The organism is Mycolicibacterium grossiae (assembly GCF_008329645.1).
GTDB lineage: Bacteria > Actinomycetota > Actinomycetes > Mycobacteriales > Mycobacteriaceae > Mycobacterium > Mycobacterium grossiae.
In genome coordinates this window covers 4982583-4999593 of sequence record NZ_CP043474.1, presented here as the reverse complement: position 1 = coordinate 4999593, position 17011 = coordinate 4982583, and the positions used below count along the sequence as shown (strand labels likewise).

The 17011-nt window shown below is 73.2% G+C and carries 17 protein-coding genes; 10 read left to right on the top strand and 7 right to left on the bottom strand.

Annotated features, from left to right (window positions below; translation table 11 throughout):
* Window positions 1-4 precede the first annotated feature (4 nt).
* A complete protein-coding gene (locus FZ046_RS23925; RefSeq protein WP_070355459.1) occupies window positions 5-640 on the bottom strand; it encodes an SACE_7040 family transcriptional regulator in 636 nt (211 codons plus the stop codon).
* Window positions 641-733: 93 nt separating this feature from the next.
* Between FZ046_RS23925 and FZ046_RS23920 the strand changes: the two genes are divergently transcribed.
* From FZ046_RS23920 to FZ046_RS23885, 8 genes are all read left to right on the top strand, one after another.
* On the top strand, window positions 734-2284 hold the full coding sequence (locus FZ046_RS23920; RefSeq protein WP_070355460.1) for a carboxyl transferase domain-containing protein: 1551 nt from the start codon (window positions 734-736) through the stop codon (window positions 2282-2284).
* Window positions 2285-2289: 5 nt separating this feature from the next.
* Window positions 2290-4278, top strand: a complete 1989-nt coding sequence (locus tag FZ046_RS23915; protein WP_070355471.1) for an acetyl/propionyl/methylcrotonyl-CoA carboxylase subunit alpha — start codon at window positions 2290-2292, stop codon at window positions 4276-4278.
* Window positions 4275-5435 carry an acyl-CoA dehydrogenase family protein gene (locus tag FZ046_RS23910; RefSeq protein ID WP_070355461.1) on the top strand — a complete coding sequence of 387 codons (1161 nt, stop codon included), beginning with the start codon at window positions 4275-4277 and terminating at the stop codon, window positions 5433-5435. The genes FZ046_RS23915 and FZ046_RS23910 overlap by 4 nt, the downstream gene beginning before the upstream one ends.
* A complete protein-coding gene (locus FZ046_RS23905) occupies window positions 5432-5920 on the top strand; it encodes a MaoC family dehydratase (protein ID WP_070355462.1) in 489 nt (162 codons plus the stop codon). The genes FZ046_RS23910 and FZ046_RS23905 overlap by 4 nt, the downstream gene beginning before the upstream one ends.
* A complete protein-coding gene (locus FZ046_RS23900) occupies window positions 5917-6735 on the top strand; it encodes an HpcH/HpaI aldolase/citrate lyase family protein (protein ID WP_070355472.1) in 819 nt (272 codons plus the stop codon). The genes FZ046_RS23905 and FZ046_RS23900 overlap by 4 nt, the downstream gene beginning before the upstream one ends.
* Window positions 6736-6838: 103 nt before the next feature.
* Window positions 6839-7930: a pyruvate dehydrogenase (acetyl-transferring) E1 component subunit alpha gene (gene pdhA / locus FZ046_RS23895; RefSeq protein ID WP_070355463.1), complete on the top strand. Its 1092-nt coding sequence runs from the start codon at window positions 6839-6841 to the stop codon at window positions 7928-7930.
* Window positions 7931-7932: 2 nt separating this feature from the next.
* On the top strand, window positions 7933-8964 hold the full coding sequence (locus tag FZ046_RS23890; RefSeq protein ID WP_070355464.1) for an alpha-ketoacid dehydrogenase subunit beta: 1032 nt from the start codon (window positions 7933-7935) through the stop codon (window positions 8962-8964).
* Window positions 8961-10142 (top strand): dihydrolipoamide acetyltransferase family protein, encoded by a 1182-nt coding sequence (locus FZ046_RS23885; RefSeq protein ID WP_070355465.1) that lies wholly within the window; start codon window positions 8961-8963, stop codon window positions 10140-10142. Before FZ046_RS23890 ends, FZ046_RS23885 begins: the two co-directional genes overlap by 4 nt.
* 64 nt (window positions 10143-10206) lie before the next feature.
* Here the strand turns inward: FZ046_RS23885 and FZ046_RS23880 are convergent, their stop codons facing one another.
* From FZ046_RS23880 to FZ046_RS23875, 3 genes are all read right to left on the bottom strand, one after another.
* Complete coding sequence (locus FZ046_RS23880; protein WP_070355466.1) at window positions 10207-10959, bottom strand: enoyl-CoA hydratase; 753 nt, start codon at window positions 10957-10959, stop codon at window positions 10207-10209.
* Window positions 10960-11153: 194 nt separating this feature from the next.
* Window positions 11154-11435, bottom strand: a complete 282-nt coding sequence (locus FZ046_RS27545) for a hypothetical protein (protein ID WP_170292475.1) — start codon at window positions 11433-11435, stop codon at window positions 11154-11156.
* Window positions 11392-11925, bottom strand: a complete 534-nt coding sequence (locus FZ046_RS23875) for a hypothetical protein (protein WP_170292474.1) — start codon at window positions 11923-11925, stop codon at window positions 11392-11394. The genes FZ046_RS27545 and FZ046_RS23875 overlap by 44 nt, the downstream gene beginning before the upstream one ends.
* Window positions 11926-12060: 135 nt before the next feature.
* Between FZ046_RS23875 and FZ046_RS23860 the strand changes: the two genes are divergently transcribed.
* Complete coding sequence (locus tag FZ046_RS23860; protein WP_170292473.1) at window positions 12061-14220, top strand: hypothetical protein; 2160 nt, start codon at window positions 12061-12063, stop codon at window positions 14218-14220.
* A 3-nt stretch (window positions 14221-14223) separates the two neighbouring features.
* On the opposite strand, the gene FZ046_RS23855 is transcribed toward FZ046_RS23860, so the two are convergent.
* Together FZ046_RS23855 and FZ046_RS23850 are read right to left on the bottom strand one after the other, a co-directional pair.
* Window positions 14224-15300, bottom strand: coding sequence for a PrsW family intramembrane metalloprotease (locus tag FZ046_RS23855; RefSeq protein WP_070354681.1), 1077 nt, complete (start codon window positions 15298-15300; stop codon window positions 14224-14226).
* Window positions 15297-15854 carry a hypothetical protein gene (locus FZ046_RS23850; protein WP_070354682.1) on the bottom strand — a complete coding sequence of 186 codons (558 nt, stop codon included), beginning with the start codon at window positions 15852-15854 and terminating at the stop codon, window positions 15297-15299. The genes FZ046_RS23855 and FZ046_RS23850 overlap by 4 nt, the downstream gene beginning before the upstream one ends.
* An 80-nt stretch (window positions 15855-15934) precedes the next feature.
* On the opposite strand from FZ046_RS23850, the gene FZ046_RS23845 reads away from it, so the two are divergent.
* Window positions 15935-16642, top strand: coding sequence for an SDR family oxidoreductase (locus tag FZ046_RS23845; protein ID WP_070354683.1), 708 nt, complete (start codon window positions 15935-15937; stop codon window positions 16640-16642).
* 4 nt (window positions 16643-16646) lie between these two features.
* Here FZ046_RS23845 and FZ046_RS23840 read toward each other — a convergent pair whose 3' ends face one another.
* A complete protein-coding gene (locus FZ046_RS23840) occupies window positions 16647-17000 on the bottom strand; it encodes an ArsR/SmtB family transcription factor (protein WP_070354710.1) in 354 nt (117 codons plus the stop codon).
* Window positions 17001-17011: the final 11 nt, after the last annotated feature.

Here is a 17011-nt window from a genome sequence, read left to right as displayed (position 1 = left end):
CCGACTAGTGCTTGGCCGGGCGGGCCGCGTGCCCGCCCCGAGACGTCAACGCCGCCGTCGTCATCGCGCGCAGTACCGAGCGTGATGACGATGGCGGCGTCGTTCGTCCCACGCTGTACGGCGTCGAGTTCAGCAGCCCGAACGTCGCATGGGCCATGAGCCGAGCGTCGGCGTCGGCGAGCCGGGAGTCGAGGCGGCGCAACGCGTCCACCCAGATCTCGACGTACTGCCGCTGGGCCTTGCGTACCTGCCGTCGCGCCGCCGTGGGCAGGTGATCCAGGTCGCGGTCCTGAATGCGGATCAGGTCCGACTCACCCAGGGCGAAGTCGAGGTGGAAGTCGATCAACCCGTCCAGCACGGCCCGTGCGTCGCGCGCGTCGGACACCACCGCTTCGGCGCCCTGCAGCAGCCGGGTGCTGATGCCCACCAGGATTTCGACGAGCAGCGCCTCCTTGTTCGGGAAGTGCCGGTAGATCGCCGGCCCGCTGACGCCGGCCGCGGCACCGATGTCCTCGATGCGCACCGCCAGATAGCCGCGTTCGGCCATGAGCCGCTCGGCGGCGGCGATGAGCTGCGTGCGCCGGTCGGACTTGGCCCTGCTGCGGCGCGTTTCCGCACCGGGTGCGATCGGCTCGGTCATCGACGCACCTCGCTTCGGGCATGGACTTCTCGGTTAATCGTGACTAACATACCACCGGTTAGTCGTCATTAACTGAACTGAGGTGGGGCGCCGATGCCGACGCGGGTATCGCATCGCGAGCAGCACCTGGTGCTGGTCGAGGAACTGCGGGACAAGTTGGCGGCCGCGGCCCGCGGCGGTCCCGACCGTGCCCGGGAGCGTCACGTCGGTCGCGGCAAGCTGCTGCCGCGCGACCGCGTCGACGGACTGCTCGATCCGGGTTCACCGTTCCTGGAGATCGCGCCGCTGGCGGCCGACGGCATGTACGGCGACGAGTGCCCCGGCGCCGGCATCATCACCGGGATCGGGCGGGTGTCCGGGCGCGAGTGCGTCATCGTCGCCAACGACGCGACGGTCAAGGGCGGCACCTACTACCCGGTGACGGTGAAGAAGCACCTGCGGGCCCAGGAGGTCGCCGGCCAGAACCGGCTCCCGTGCATCTACCTCGTCGACTCCGGCGGCGCCTTCCTGCCCCGTCAGGACGAGGTCTTCCCCGACCGCGACCACTTCGGCCGCATCTTCTTCAACCAGGCCACCCTGAGCGCCCGGGGCATCCCGCAGATCGCGGCGGTGCTCGGGTCCTGCACCGCCGGAGGCGCTTACGTGCCCGCCATGAGCGACGAAGCGGTGATCGTCCGCAACCAGGGCACCATCTTCCTCGGGGGGCCGCCGCTGGTGAAGGCCGCGACCGGCGAGGTCGTCAGCGCCGAGGACCTCGGCGGCGGCGACCTGCACGCCAAGGTCTCCGGTGTCACCGACCACCTCGCCCACGACGACCGCGACGCCCTGCGCATCGTGCGCCGCATCGTCGCGACGCTCGGCCCGCGCACCCCGACCCCGTGGGACGTGGCTCCCGCCGTCGACGCGGTCGCCGACCAGACCGAGCTCTACGACGTCGTGCCCACCGACGCTCGCGTGCCCTACGACGTCCACGAGGTGGTCACCCGGATCGTCGACGGTGCCGAGTTCACGGAGTTCAAGGCCGAATACGGCACCACGCTGGTGACGGGCTTCGCCCGCATCCACGGCCACCCGGTGGGCATCGTCGCCAACAACGGGGTGCTGTTCGGCGAATCCGCGCTCAAGGGAGCGCATTTCATCGAGCTGTGCGACAAGCGCTCCACGCCGCTGCTCTTCCTGCAGAACATCGCGGGCTTCATGGTGGGGCGTGACTACGAGGCCGGGGGCATCGCCAAGCACGGCGCCAAGATGGTGACCGCGGTGGCGTGCGCACGGGTGCCGAAGCTGACCGTGGTGATCGGCGGCTCCTACGGTGCGGGCAACTACTCGATGTGCGGCCGCGCGTACTCGCCGCGCTTCCTGTGGATGTGGCCCAACGCCCGGATCTCGGTGATGGGCGGCGAGCAGGCCGCATCGGTGCTCGCCACCGTGCGCGGCGACATGACGCCCGACGAGACCGAGGCGTTCAAGGCGCCGATCCGTGAGCAGTACGAGCACCAGGGCAATCCCTACTACTCCACGGCGCGGCTGTGGGACGACGGCGTGATCGACCCGGCCGACACCAGAACCGTTCTCGGACTGGCTCTCTCGGTGGTGGCCCAGGCGCCGCTCGAGCCGGTGTCCTACGGCGTCTTCAGGATGTGAGTGCGATGTCCCCGAACGCGTTCGACACCGTCCTGGTCGCCAACCGCGGCGAGATCGCGGTCCGCGTCATGCGCACGCTGCGCGCCATGGGCATCCGCTCGGTGGCCGTCTACAGCGACGCCGACGCCGGGGCCCGCCACGTCGCCGAGGCCGACGTCGCCGTGCGGATCGGTCCCGCCGCCGCGCGGCAGAGCTACCTGTCCATCGAGGCGATCCTGGCGGCGGTCGCGCGCACCGGAGCCCAGGCCGTCCACCCGGGATACGGATTCCTCTCCGAGAACGCCGCGTTCGCCGAGGCCCTCGCGTCCGCCGGGGTGGCCTTCGTCGGCCCGCCGGTGAGGGCCATCCGGACGATGGGGGACAAGATCACGGCCAAGGCGGCGGTGTCGGCGTTCGGCGTGCCCGTGGTGCCCGGCATCTCCCGGCCCGGCCTGTCCGACGACGATCTCATCGGCGGTGCGCCCGAGGTGGGGTTCCCGGTCCTGGTGAAGCCGTCGGCGGGCGGCGGTGGCAAGGGCATGCGCGTCGTCGAACGCGCCGCCGACCTGCCGGCCGCGTTGGTCTCGGCCCGCCGGGAAGCGGCTGCCGCGTTCGGCGACGACACCCTGTTCCTGGAGCGCTTCGTGCTCAACCCGCGCCACATCGAGGTGCAGGTGGTCGCCGACGGGCACGGCGCCGTCGTGCACTTCGGCGAGCGCGAGTGCAGCCTGCAGCGGCGCCACCAGAAGGTCATCGAGGAGGCGCCCTCGCCGCTGCTGGACGCCGCCACCCGGGCACGCATCGGCGCCGCGGCGTGCGACACCGCACGCAGCGTGGACTACACCGGGGCGGGCACCGTCGAGTTCATCGTCTCCGCCGACCGGCCCGACGAGTTCTTCTTCATGGAGATGAACACCCGCCTGCAGGTGGAACACCCGGTCACCGAACTGGTCACCGGCGTCGACCTGGTCGAGCTGCAGGTCCGCATCGCGGCGGGCGAGCCGCTGCCGATGCGCCAGGACGACGTCACGCTGACCGGCCACGCGATCGAGGCGCGCGTCTACGCCGAAGACCCCGCCCATGGATTCCTGCCCACCGGTGGCACCGTCCTCGACGTCCGGGAAAGCGTCTCCGCGCGCACGGATTCGGGCATCCGGGCGGGCACCGTCGTCGGCAGCGACTACGACCCGATGCTCGCCAAGGTCATCGCACACGCCGCCGACCGTCCCGCCGCCCTGCGGGCGCTGGACCGCGCGCTCGCCGATACCGCCGTTCTCGGCGTGACCACCAACGTCGACTTCCTGCGCTTCCTGCTCGCCGACGACGACGTCGCGGCCGGGCGGCTCGACACCGGGCTGCTCGACCGCCGCACACCCGATTACGTCGCCGCCGAGGCCGGTGACGACGAGCTGATCGCCGCCGCCGCGTGGCACTGGCTCGCGCGGTGGCCGGCCGAGCCCGGCGACCCGTGGGCCGTGCCCTCGGGCTGGCGCACCGGCGCACACGCCCCGACGACGGCGCGGCTGCGCGCCGGCGAGCGCACCGACCACGTCCACGTCAGCGGTACCCCCGCTGGGGCGAGCGTCCGCATCGAGGACGGCGAACGCCGTGCGTTGACGGCGGCACGCGACGGGGCGAACCTGACCGTCGTGCTCGACGGCGTGCGCACCGTGTACGTCGTCGCGTCCGACGGCGACGCGACGTGGCTTGCCGGGCCGCGGGGCACCTGCCTGATCACCGAGGTGCGCGAGGCGCCGGTGCGGCCCGAGGACCAACACGCCGGCGACGCCGAACTCGTCAGCCCCATGCCCGGATCGGTGGTCGCCGTCGGCGCCGACGACGGCGCCGCGGTGGCGGCCGGCGACGTCGTGGTCACCGTCGAGGCCATGAAGATGGAGCACGCGCTGGCCGCACCCGTCGCCGGCGTCGTCGAACTGCTCGTCGCCGTGGGCGACCAGGTCAAGGTGGGCCAGCCGCTGGCCCGCATCATCGCCGCAACCGAGGAGAACCCGTGACCGACTTCCTGTCCACCGGCACGCTGCCCGACCACTACGAGCAGCTCGCCAAGACCGTCCGCGACTTCGCCCGCACCGTCGTCGCGCCGGTGGCCGCCACGCACGACCGCGAGCACTCGTTCCCCTACGAGGTCGTCGCCGGGATGGCCGACATGGGCCTGTTCGGTCTGCCGTTCCCCGAGGAGTACGGCGGCATGGGCGGCGACTACTTCGCGTTGTGCCTGGCGCTGGAGGAACTCGGGAAGGTGGACCAGAGCGTCGCGATCACCCTCGAGGCCGGAGTATCGCTGGGCGCCATGCCGATTCACCGGTTCGGCACCGAGGAGCAGAAGCAGGAATGGCTGCCGCTGCTGGCCAGCGGCAAGGCGCTCGGCGCCTTCGGGCTCACCGAAGCCGGCGGTGGCACCGACGCCGGAGCCACCAGGACCACCGCGACACTCGACGACGGGCACTGGGTCATCAACGGCTCCAAGCAGTTCATCACGAACTCGGGCACCGACATCACCAAGCTGGTCACCGTCACCGCCGTGACGGGCGACCGCGACGGCAAGAAGGAGATCTCCTCGATCCTGGTGCCCGTGCCCACCGACGGCTTCACCGCCGAACCGGCCTACGACAAGGTCGGCTGGAACGCCTCGGACACCCATCCACTGAGCTTCGACGACGTCCGCGTGCCCGCGGAGAACCTGCTCGGCGAGCGCGGCCGCGGCTACGCGAACTTCCTGCGCATCCTCGACGAGGGCCGCATCGCCATCGCCGCGCTGTCGGTCGGCGCCGCCCAGGGCTGCGTCGACGAGTGCGTGCGCTACGCCAAGGAACGCGAGGCGTTCGGCGCCGCGATCGGCACCTACCAGGCGGTGTCCTTCAAGATCGCGCGCATGGAGGCCCGGGCCCACGCCGCACGCGCCGCCTACTACGACGCCGCGGCACTCATGTTGTCCGGCAAGCCGTTCAAGAAGGCCGCCGCCGTCGCCAAGCTCGTCGCCAGCGAGGCCGCCATGGACAACGCCCGCGACGCCACCCAGGTCTTCGGCGGGTACGGCTACATGAACGAGTACCTCGTGGCGCGGCACTACCGCGACAGCAAGATCCTCGAGATCGGCGAAGGCACGACCGAGGTCCAGCTCATGCTGATCGCGCGGGAGGCCGGCCTGTGAGCGAGCGGCGGGTCGTCGTTCAGCGCGGACTGTGGTTCGAGGAATTCGAGGCCGGCGTCCTCTACCAGCACCGGCCCGGCCGCACCATCACCGAGGCCGACAACGTGCTCTTCACGACGCTCACCATGAACACCCAGGCGCTGCACCTCGATGCGGCGTTCTCCGACGCGCTACCGCCGTTCCACCAGCGACTGGTCAACTCGATGTTCACGCTGTCCACGCTCGTCGGGCTGTCGGTCGCGCAGCTGACGCAGGGCACCATCGTCGGCAACCTCGGGTTCGGAGAGGTCGCCTTCCCCAAACCGCTGTTCCACGGCGACACGCTGTACGCGGAGACCGAGGTGACCGACAAGCGGGAGTCGAAGAGCCGGCCGGGGGAGGGCATCGTCACCTTCAGCCACGTGGGACGCAACCAGCACGGCGACGTCGTCGCCACGGCGTCGCGAAAGACCATGGTGCGCAAGCGCCCCGCCGAGGAGGCCTGATGCTCGGCACCAACGGGCCCGGCTGGCTGTTCTGCCCCGCCGACCGCCCCGAACGCTTCGCCAAGGCCGCCGCGGCCGCCGACGTCGTCATCCTCGATCTCGAGGACGGCGTGGCGGCGAAGGACCGCGACGCCGCCCGCCGGGCGCTGATCGACACCCCGCTCGACCCGGCGCGGACCGTCGTCCGGGTCAACCCCACCGCCACCGCGGACCACGCCGCCGACCTGGAGGCGCTGCGCGCCACGGCCTACGACACCGTGATGCTCGCCAAGACCGAGTCCGCCGACCAGGTCGCCGCACTGGCACCGCTGCGCGTCATCGTGCTCGTCGAGACTCCCCTGGGGGCGCTGGCCGTCACCGAGACCGCACGCGTCGAGAACGCCCATGCCGTGATGTGGGGCGCCGAGGACCTGTTCGCCGTCACCGGCGGCACCGCCAACCGCTGGCCCGACGGGAGCTACCGCGACGTCGCCCGGCACGTCCGGTCGCAGAGCCTGCTCGCGGCGAAGGCATTCGGCAAGATGGCGCTCGATTCGGTCTACCTGGACATCAACGACCTCGACGGGCTGCGCGCCGAGAGCGACGATGCGGTGGCGGTCGGATTCGACGCCAAGGTCGCGATCCATCCCACCCAGGTCGCGGTCATCCGCGCCGCCTACGCGCCGACCGACGAGCAGGTCGGCTGGGCGCGCCGGGTCCTCGACACGGCCCGAAACTCCCGCGGCGTCTTCGCGTTCGAGGGCATAATGGTCGATGCCCCAGTACTGCGGCGGGCAGAGCGCATCGCCGCGTTGGCGCCACACCCCGGCCGCTGACGGACCGGCCTCACACCGAGGTCCCTGCTCGACAACGCCTCCGTACTGAGACACCTCAGTCGCCTGACGGCGCGACCCGCCGTCAGTGACCCTAGGAGGCGGTATGGCTGGATTCGAGGCACCCCCGGCGCAGGTCGAGGTCGAGCCGATGAGACTGGTGGCGCCCGACGGGACGCCCACCGCCGAGACCAGACATCGCCGCGACCTCCCGCCCGAGACCCTGTCCTGGCTCTACGAGTCGATGGTGGTGACGCGGGCGCTGGACACCGAGTTCGTCAACCTGCAGCGCCAGGGTGAACTCGCGTTGTACGCGTCGTGCCGCGGGCAGGAGGCCGCGCAGGTCGGCGCGGCGGCGTGCCTGCGCAAGACCGACTGGCTGTTCCCGCAGTACCGCGAACTCGGCGCGCTCCTGGTGCGCGGCATCGCCCCCGCGCAGATGGGCGCCGTGTGGCGGGGCCGCTGGCACGGCGGTCTCGGCTTCACCGAGAAGTGCTGCGCGCCGCTGGCCATCCCGATCGGCACCCACGGCCTGCACGCGGTGGGCGCGGCGATGGCTGCGCAGCGGCTCGAGGAGGACTCGGTGACCGTGGCCTTCCTCGGGGACGGCGCCACCTCCGAGGGGGACGCGCACGAAGCCCTGAATCTCGCCGCCGTGTTCGCCGCGCCGGTGGTCTTCTTCGTGCAGAACAACCAGTGGGCCATCTCGGTGCCCGTGCAGCGGCAGACCGCGGGCCCCACGCTGGCGCACCGCGCGATCGGCTACGGCATGCCCGGCATCCGCGTGGACGGCAACGACGTCCTGGCCTGCTACGCGGTGATGGAGCAGGCGGCGGCGCGGGCGCGCGGTGGCGGCGGTCCCACGCTCATCGAGGCCGTCACCTACCGGATGGGCCCGCACACCACCTCCGACGACCCGACCCGTTACCGCGACCCCGGCGAGGTACGCGACTGGCTGGCCCGCGACCCGATCAGCCGCTACCGCACCTACCTCGAGGGACTCGGGGTGTGGACGTCGCGGCTGCAGGAGCGCGTCGACCACCGCGCGCAGCGGCTGTGTGCCGACCTGCGGGCGGCGATGATCTCCGAACCCGACATCGACGTGACCGAGGTGTTCGACACCGTCTATCACGACATCACGCCCGACCTGGCGCGCCAGCGCGACGCCCTGCTGGCCGAGCTGGCGAGGGAGGTCTGACGGTGACACAGCTGATCGAACGACCGTCCGGCGTCGCCGACGACGAGCCGGATCCGCACCCCGTTGCTGTGGATTCGACGATGGCACAGGCAATAAACCGGGCCCTGCACGACGCGATGAGCGCCGACGACCGGATGTTGGTCTTCGGGGAGGACGTCGCGCGCCTCGGCGGCGTGTTCCGGGTGACCGAGGGGCTGGCCGCCACGTTCGGCGAGGGCCGCTGCTTCGACACGCCCCTGGCCGAATCGGCCATCATCGGCGTTGCCGTCGGCATGGCACTGCGCGGAATGGTGCCCGTACCGGAGATCCAGTTCGACGGGTTCGCCGCACCCGCCTTCGATCAGATGGTGAGCCACCTCGCCAAGTACCGCATGCGCACCCGTGGCGACGTCGACATGCCGGTCACGGTCCGCATCCCGTCATTCGGCGGCATCGGCGCGGTGGAACACCATTCGGAGTCCACCGAGACCTACTGGCTGCACTCCGCCGGATTGAAGGTGGTCACGCCGTCGACACCCCACGACGCGTACTGGCTGCTGCGGCACGCCATCGCCGACCGTGACCCGGTGGTGTTCCTGGAACCCAAGCGGCGTTACTGGGCCAAGGGGCCGGTCGACACCCGTAGTCCTGCACCACCGATGGGCCGGGCGGTGATCCGTCGTGCGGGCACCGACGTGACCGTCCTGGTCTACGGACCCCTGGTGGCGACGGCCCTGGCCGCCGCGGAGCTGACCCCGGTGAGCCTCGAGGTCGTCGACCTACGGTCGCTCAATCCGCTCGACGTCGACACCGTCGTCGCCTCCGTCCGGCGGACCGGCCGCGCCGTGGTGCTGCACGAGGGCCCGCGGACACTGGGATTCGGCGCCGAACTGGCGGCCCGCATCTCGGAGGACTGCTTCTACGAACTGGAGGCGCCGGTGCTGCGGGCCACCGGCTTCGACACACCGTATCCGCCTGCACGACTGGAGAAGTCGTGGCTGCCGGGTGTCGACCGGTTGCTCGACTGCGTCGAGAAGGCGATGAGCCAGCCATGAGCGCCGTCCGGGACTTCCTGGTGCCCGACCTCGGCGAGGGACTCGAGGACGCGACGATCACGACGTGGTTGGTCGCGGTCGGCGACGAGGTCGCGCTCAATCAGCCGCTGTGCACGGTCGAGACCAACAAGGCCGAGGTCGAGATCCCCAGCCCGTACGCCGGTCGCGTCGCCGAACTCGGCGGGACGGAGGGCCAGACGCTTCCGGTCGGGTCCGTGCTGGCGCGGATCGCGGTAGCGGGTGCGCCACCGACCGCACCGCCGACGACCCAACCACCGCCGACCGCGTCGGTGCGCACGCCGGTGCTGGTCGGTTACGGCGTCGACGCCGGGTTGGACGGCAGCCGGCGTCGGCCCCGGGCCAAGCCGCGGGTGCGCAAGCTCGCCCGGGATCTGAACGTGGACCTCGCCGCCGTGCACCCGGGATCGGGTCCCGACGGCATCGTCACGCGTGCCGACGTCCTGGCCGCGGAACCCCGGGCCGCCGACCCGGGGACCGCGGTCGGCGGCGTGCGCCTGGAGATGGCACGCCGAATGGCGTTGTCGCGACGCGAGATTCCGGACGCGCACGCGTCGGTCGAGGTCGACGGGTCGGCGTTGCTGCGGCTGCGCGACCGGTGGCGTGCGGACGGCGCTCCCGACGTCACGCCGTTCGCGGTGCTGCTGCGGATGGTGGCACTCGCGCTCACCCGGCACCCGGTGCTCAACGCGACGTGGCTCGACACCGCGGAGGGCCCGCGGGTGCACGAGCACGCCGGCGTGCACCTCGGCATCGGGGTCGCCGCGCCGCGCGGGCTGCTGGTGCCGGTGGTGACCGATGCGCACCGCCGGACCACCCGCGAGTTGGTCGAGGAGGTCGCCCGACTCATCGCGGCGGCGCGGGCCGGTACGCTCGCCCCCGCTGAACTCGGGGGCTCGACGTTCACCGTGTCGAACTTCGGCGCGCTCGGTCTCGACGATGGCGTGCCGGTGATCAACCACCCGGAGGCGGCGATCCTCGGGGTCGGGTCGTTGCGCGAGCGCGCCGTCGTGGTGGACGGGTCGGTGGTGGTCCGTCCCACGATGCGGTTGACGTGCGCCTTCGACCACCGCGTCGCCGACGGCGCCCAGGTGGCAGCCTTCCTCGGTGACCTACGCCGGCTCGTCGAGACTCCGGAATCGGCGTTGCTGCACCTGTAGGCCCTAGCGATTCGTGCACGGTGAACCGCGGTGAGCGCGGCTCGTCGTGCACGAATCGCTACGGTCAGCGGCGCTTGGCGGCGGCGAGGCGGGCGGCGAACTCCGGGGATTCGATGGAGCGGGCCTGCGGGACGATCTCGACGTCGACGGCGAGTCGGTGCTGATCGAGGTCGACGGTGCCCGGGTTGGCGGTGGCGCGCATCGACGCCTTGGTGTCGAGGACGACCTCGCGCGGCGCGCCGGCCGGTCCCGCAGCCAGGGCGAGGGCGGCGGCGACCGGATCCTCGGCCACCTCGAGGGCGAGGCCGTGCCGCACCGCGGCCTCGGCGTCGAAGCGCATGCCGAACAGCAACGCAGCGCGGGCGGCCTGCGGACCGATGGCGCGCTGCAGCATCCACGTCGCGCCACCGCCGGGATGGATGCCGAGCTTCTGGAAGCGCGGATCGAAAACCGCTGCCGGACCGGCGATTCGGATGTCGGCGGCCAGGGCGAGGTTGAGTCCGGCGCCGACGGCGGGGCCGTTGACCGCGGCGATCGTCGGCAGCGTGCATTGGGCGACGGCGAGGAACCCGTCGTAGATCACGCGCAGACCGTCCTCGGTGGCGGCGCCGAGGGCGGTGAGGTCGGCACCGGCGCAGAACGCCCTTCCGGCGCCGGTCACGACGACGGCGTGGACGCCGGGATCGGCCTCGGCGGCCTCGACCGCGGCACGCAGTGCGGCCGAACTCTCGGCCGTCACGGCGTTGCGGCGGTCGGGGTCGTTGACGGTGATGAGGGCGACGCGGTCGGCGACCTGCGTCAAAACGGGATCGGTCACGTGCCCGAGCCTAGTGACCCCATGCGGCGACGTTTCAGCAGGTCGGAGCGTCATGACAACCCGATCCCACGCTCGGTGACCGGACGTCCGAGGCACGGACTTCCCGCTGACTGTCACGGGCCCTCAACGCCTTCGCAACGGATCGATAAACGCCGATATTGTCTTACGGGAAAGTAAATATGCCGGTCGTACCTTCAGCGTGACCACAGGGTCTGACGAGCTGGAGGACGAATGTCACCGACGACGAAACGCCTGACCGTAGGCGCAGTAGCGATTACGGCCATCTGCTGGCCGTTCATGCTGCCGAGCGCGGTGAGCTTCGCCGAGCCGGCCCACCAATCGGCGGGTAGCGGTGGCGTGCCGTGCGCCAACATCTTCGAGACCTTCGCCGCCGCGCCGGCGAACGTGCCGCAGACCTTCCAGAACGCGGCCTCAGCGCTGACCGGCGCCGGCGCGCCGCAGGCGTCCGTGGTCATTCCGCCGGCGACGAACGTCGCGGCCGGGGGCGCGGGTACCGGTGCGGGCGGCGCCGGTGCGGGCGGTGCCGGTGCGGCCGGCTCCGCGGGTGCGGCCGGTGGTGCCGGCACTGCAGGCGGTGCCGGCGCAGCGGGCGGCGGCGCGGCGGGCGGTGGTGGTGCCGGCGGCGGCGCTGGTGCCGCTGGCGGCGCCGGAGGCGCAGGTGCGGGTGACGGTGCTGGTGGCGCAGGAGCCGCGGGTGGCGCGGGCGGTGCCGGGGGCGCCGGAGGCGCGGGCGGTGGCGCCGCGGGCGGCGCGGCCGGTGGTGCCGGAGCAGGCGGGGCCGGTGCGGGCGGCGCCGGAGCAGGTGGCGCCGGGGGTGGCGCCGGAGCAGGCGGTGCCGGTGCGGGCGGTGCAGACGCCGCAGTCCTGCAGGACGCCGCGGGCGTGGCGGGCGGGCCGGGCGGTGGCGCGGTCGCCGATGGGGGCGCGCCGGTCGGCGAGGTGCACCCGAACGCGGCAGTCGTCGGCGATGGCGGCGGACTCGGAGGCGGTAGCGGCGTGGGCGGCGGAGAGGGCGCCGGTGTGGGCGGCGGCGAGGGCGGCACAGGTCTTGGCGCCGGTCAGCTACAGGATGCGGCGGGTGTGGCCGCGCCCGTCGACACCGCGGCCGGCGCCGCAGGGCCTGTGGCAGAGGCGGTTCCGGCCGACGCACTGGCCGCGCCGGGCGGTGGCGCTCCGCTAGGCGGCGGTGCGCCCGCGGCGGCTCCGGTGGGTGGCGGCGCTCCGGTTGGCGGTGGCGCTCCGGTGGGCGGTGGTGCTCCGGCGGGTGGCGGCGTCCCGGCGGCCGCTCCGGTCGGTGGCGGCGCTCCGGCGGGTGGCGGCGTCCCGGCGGCGGCCCCGGTTGGCGGTGGCGCTCCGGTGGGTGGTGGCGCTCCGATCGGCGGCGGTGTCCCGGTCGGTGACGGCGGCGCGGCGGCCGTTCCACTGGCCGACGTCGCCGCGGTTCCGGCCGCCGATGCGGGCGCCGCGGCAGTCCCGGCCGCCGATGCGGGCGCCGCGGCGGTGCCCGCCGGCGACGCGGCTGCGGTCGCGACACCCGGCGGTGAGGTGACGGTGGGTGGCGCGCCGGCGGGCGGTGCCGTGGAGGTCGCCGCACCCGCGGCGGTCCAGGCCCCCGCGGCGGCGGCTGTGCAGAATTCCGGTGCGGTGGCCGGCGGAGCACCGGCCGCGGCCCAGGTGGCCACCGGGGCGCCGGCGAGCGTTCCCATTCCGGGCATTCCCGGTGTCGAGGTGCCCAGCATGAGCATCCCCACGATCAGCCCGCCGTCGGCGGGCACGGTTCCGCTGGGTCTGCCGTCGGCTGCCCTGAACGCCATCCCGGGCGCCGGCGGTGCGACCGGTGGCGGTGCGACGGGGGTAACCGGCGGTACGGCTGCGGGTGCGCCTGCGGTCGGTGCGATCGAAACCGCCTCCGCGGCAGCCGTTCCCGCTGCCGGCGGCGTCGGTGCGCCTGCGGTCGGCGGCGCGGGCGTGCCCGTGGCCGGTGGTGCCGGAGCTCCGGCGGCGGCGGCGGTTCCCGCGGCCGGTGGCGTTCCCGCGGCCGGTGGCGGCGGTCTGCCCGGTGCGGGCGGTGCCGGTGTTCCCGCGGGGGGCGGTGGCGGTCTGCCGGGCGCAGGCGGTGCCGGTGTTCCCGCGGCGGGTGGTGGTGGTCTGCCGGGTGCCGGCGGCGCGGGTGTTCCCGCCGCCGGGGGCGGCGGCGCCCCGATCGGTGGCGGCGTCCCCGCCGCCGGGGGCGCGGGTGGCCCGGGCGTCGGTGGCGCAGGTGTCCCCGCCGCAGGCGGTGCCGGAGGTCCGGAGGCGTTGGCGCAGGCGGCGGCCGTCGACGATGCGGCCGCACGGGCGGCCCTCGAGCAGGACGCCGCGCGGGCCGCGGCCGATCAGGCCGCCGGCCTGGGTGCCGGTTCGGGTGCCGGAGGAGGAGCCGGCCTGCCGGAAGGCCACGTCGGCGTGCCGGGCGCGGCGGTCGAGCAGGCGGCAGCGGTCGGTGCGCCCGTCGCCGCGGCGGAGGCGGCCCCGGTGGCCGCGCCGGCCCCTCCGGTAGCGGCTCCGGCTGCCGCAGCAGCCCCGGCCGCGGTCGTCGGTGACGCCGGTGGCGCGGGCGGTGCCGGCGCGGGCGGCGCGGGCGGCGCAGGTGCGGGTGGTGCGGGCGGTGCGGGTTCCGGCGCAGGCGGCGCGAGCGGTGCAGGTGCCGGGGGTGGTGCCGGTGGCGGTGCTGGCGCGGGCGGTGCAGGTGCAGGCGGTGCCGGTGGTGCGGGCGCCGGTGGCGGTGCGGGTGCCGGCGCGGGCGGCGCAGGCGGCGCAGGTGCAGGCGGTGCCGGTGGCGGTGCTGGCGCGGGTGCTGCGGGTGCAGGAGCGGCCGGAGGCGGTGCGGCGGCCGGCGGTCCCGCCGTCATCACCCAGGCCGCCGGGATCCCCGCAGCGGCCGCGACGGGAATGCTCGGGCCCCTGGCGGCGGCGCAGCCGATCCCCGCGCAGGTGGTCGCACCGCTGACCGGAGCCGCGGCGCTGGCGACGCAGTACGTGCCGCAGCCGGCGCTGGTGCCCGGTCAGGGCGGACTGTTCGCCCTGCCGGCACTCAACCTGCCGGCGGTGAGCGGGCTGGGTGTACCCCTGCCGACTCAGATCACCATGCCGACCGACATGGTGTGCACGGCCGGCAACTGGTCGGCACCGGCGGGACCGACCGCGCCGGGCGCGCCCGTCGCCCCGCCGGCGACGGCTCCGGGCAGCGGCCGCTGGTAGCGGTCAGCCCGCGGACTGGATCTCGTCGAGGACGGCCCGCTGCTCGCGACGCACGGCGCGGGCGGCGGGCCGTCCGCCGGTACGGCGGGCGTGCCGCTGCAGCCGGCGCTGCCGACGCCGGGTACTCAGCGACGCCAGCAGGTCGGGACTCGCGGGCACTCCGGCAGGCAGGGTGGCGATGCGCTCGGCGAGCCAGCGCCGTTCGAAACGCAGCAGCCACAGCGCCCAGGCGAGGAAGATCGCGAGGTTGACGACCACCTTCAGCAGGGCGACACCTGCACCCGCCGGTCCCTCCGGACCTGGTGCGTCCCACAGGAAGTGCATGAACCAGGCACTGAGGAACAGCGCGACGGCCACCAGGATCCGCCGGTGCCGTGGCCAGACGGCACGCTCGGAGAACGACGGCAGCAGCAGGAGGACCCCGACGGCCGACAACGAAGCGAACGCCCAGTGCGAGGGGATCGCGGTGAGGATGCGCAGGATCAGATCGCCGCTCGCTCCGGAGACGTCGGAGTCGAGACTGTTCAGGGCACCCATCGTGGCGTACGTGAGGTCCTCGACGACGTCGAAGCCGAGGCCGACGAACATGCCGACCAACAGGGCATGCGAAATCCTGTGGAACACCGAGCAACCGAGCACGAGGATGACCGCAGCGCAGGTTGCCTTGGAGGCCTCCTCGATGAGCGGCGCGGTGAGCGCGGCCGACCACCGGGTCAGCGTGTCGGGATCCAGGAACCGGCCGAGCACGTTCTGCAGGGCGGTGTTGCCGTTCATGGCCATGACGACGGCGGTGGTGGCGCCGAGTGCGGTGCCCGCCAGCAGGCCCTGTGGAACGCGCCGCACACTGCGCATCGGGTCGAAGCGGAACATCAGCCAGACGAGTGCGGCGACGAACAGCACCCAGATGGGCCCGAGAACCAGTTGGGCGTCGAGCGTCGCGTACATCGCGGCGCCGTTGCCGACGACGAGCAGGTAGATGCCGGCAGCCAGGGCGGCGACGTACACCCAGAACACCGCGCACTCGGGTCGGTAGACCACCGGGGTCCGCGCTGCGGTCGTGGGTTCGGCGAGCAGCGTCATTCGGCGCTCCTCCGAAGGGGCGCGACGACGTCGGTGACGGGCACCGCCGGGTGGTCGGCATCGGCGAGCGAGATGACCGACACGACCACGTCGTCGTCGACGACGAACGCGCAGCCGCCCGCAGCGTCGGTCGTGACGGCGACGCACGTGTCGCCGGTGAGGCTGCCGTCGGTGGACCCGACCCGGCCGCCGTCCCAGGCGGCGTGGATGCCGGCGAGGCGGTTGGAGCGCATGACGCGGTCGGCGAGTGCGCGGGGTTCGCGCGCGTTGCGGTCGTACACCGAGACGATGACGGTGGCGCCCGCGGTGCGCAGGACGGCGCCGTCGCCTTGGTCCTGGCTCTCCCAGCCATCGGGCACGCCGACGGTCACGCCGTGTCCGTCGGCGGACAGGATGTCGACGGTGGGTCCGACCGCCGCAGCGGGCTCCCACGTCCGCTCGGGCAGCACCGCGTCGGCGAGCAACGGGATGCCGGGGATGGCGAGCAGTGTCGCGGCGAGCGCCGCGGCGGCGGGTCTCTGGGTGAGGTGGCGTGTGGGCGGAGGAGCGGTCACGGTCGGAGAGCATATTCTGACGCAGCCGTCAGTATGCGGTTACGCGATGTCGGCGTGCACTGTCAGGGCAGGATGTCGGCATGGACGTCTCGTCGTGCACGGCACTCGTCACCGGCGCCAACCGCGGACTCGGTCGGCACTTCGTCACCGAGCTGCTGCGGCGCGGCGCCACGGTGTATGCCGGCGCCCGCGATCCCGGCACCGTCGACGTCGAGGGCGCGGTCGCCCTGCGCGTCGACCTCGACGACCCCGAGTCGATCACCGCCGCGGCCCGGACGGCCGGTGACGTCACTCTGCTGGTCAACAACGCCGGCGTCTCCGTGGGAGGCGACCTCCTCGACGGCGATCTCGACGCTGCGCGCCGCGAGATGGAGACCAATTACTTCGGCACGCTGGCGGTCACGCGCGCCTTCGTCCCGGTCATCGAAGGCAACGGTGGTGGCGCCATCCTCAACGTGCTCTCGGTGCTGTCCTGGCTGAGTCTGCCTGCCGCGGGCGGGTATTGCGCTTCGAAGTCGGCGGCGTGGTCGATGACCAACGCGGTGCGTCTCAGCGTGGCGGACCGCGGTATCGCGGTGACGGCCCTGCACGTCGGCGCCATGGACACCGACATGATGCGGGGCAGCGACGTGCCGAAGCACGATCCGGCGACGGTGGCGGCGCTCGCCATCGACGGCGTCGCCGCCGGCGAGTTCGAGGTCCTTGCCGACGACGTCAGTCGCGGCGTTCAGGCGGGGCTGTCGGGCGGCGTGTCCGGGGTCTATCCGCGATTCGCCGACCGCGGTTGACCCCTCAGGCGGTGGTGTCGCGGGCGCCGAGCCGCAAGTGCTCGATGTGGTAGACGGCCTCGTCGAGGAGAAGGGCGACGTGGTCGTCGTAGAGCCGGTAGACGATGTTGCGTCCGTGTCGGTCTCCGGTGACCAGGCCGAGGGCGCGCAGCAGCCGCAGCTGGTGTGACACGGCGGGTTGTTCCATGCCCACGGCGGTTGACAGGTCGGTCACCGTGCAGGGCGCCTGCCGGAGGCGCGTGAGGATGAGTAGCCGGTTCGGGGAGGCGAGCGCCTGGAGCGTCTCGGCGACCTTCGCCGCCGACGAGGGGTCGAGGGTCGCCGGCGGTGTCGACCGTCCCTCGACGCCATGGCCCATGCGCACCATTC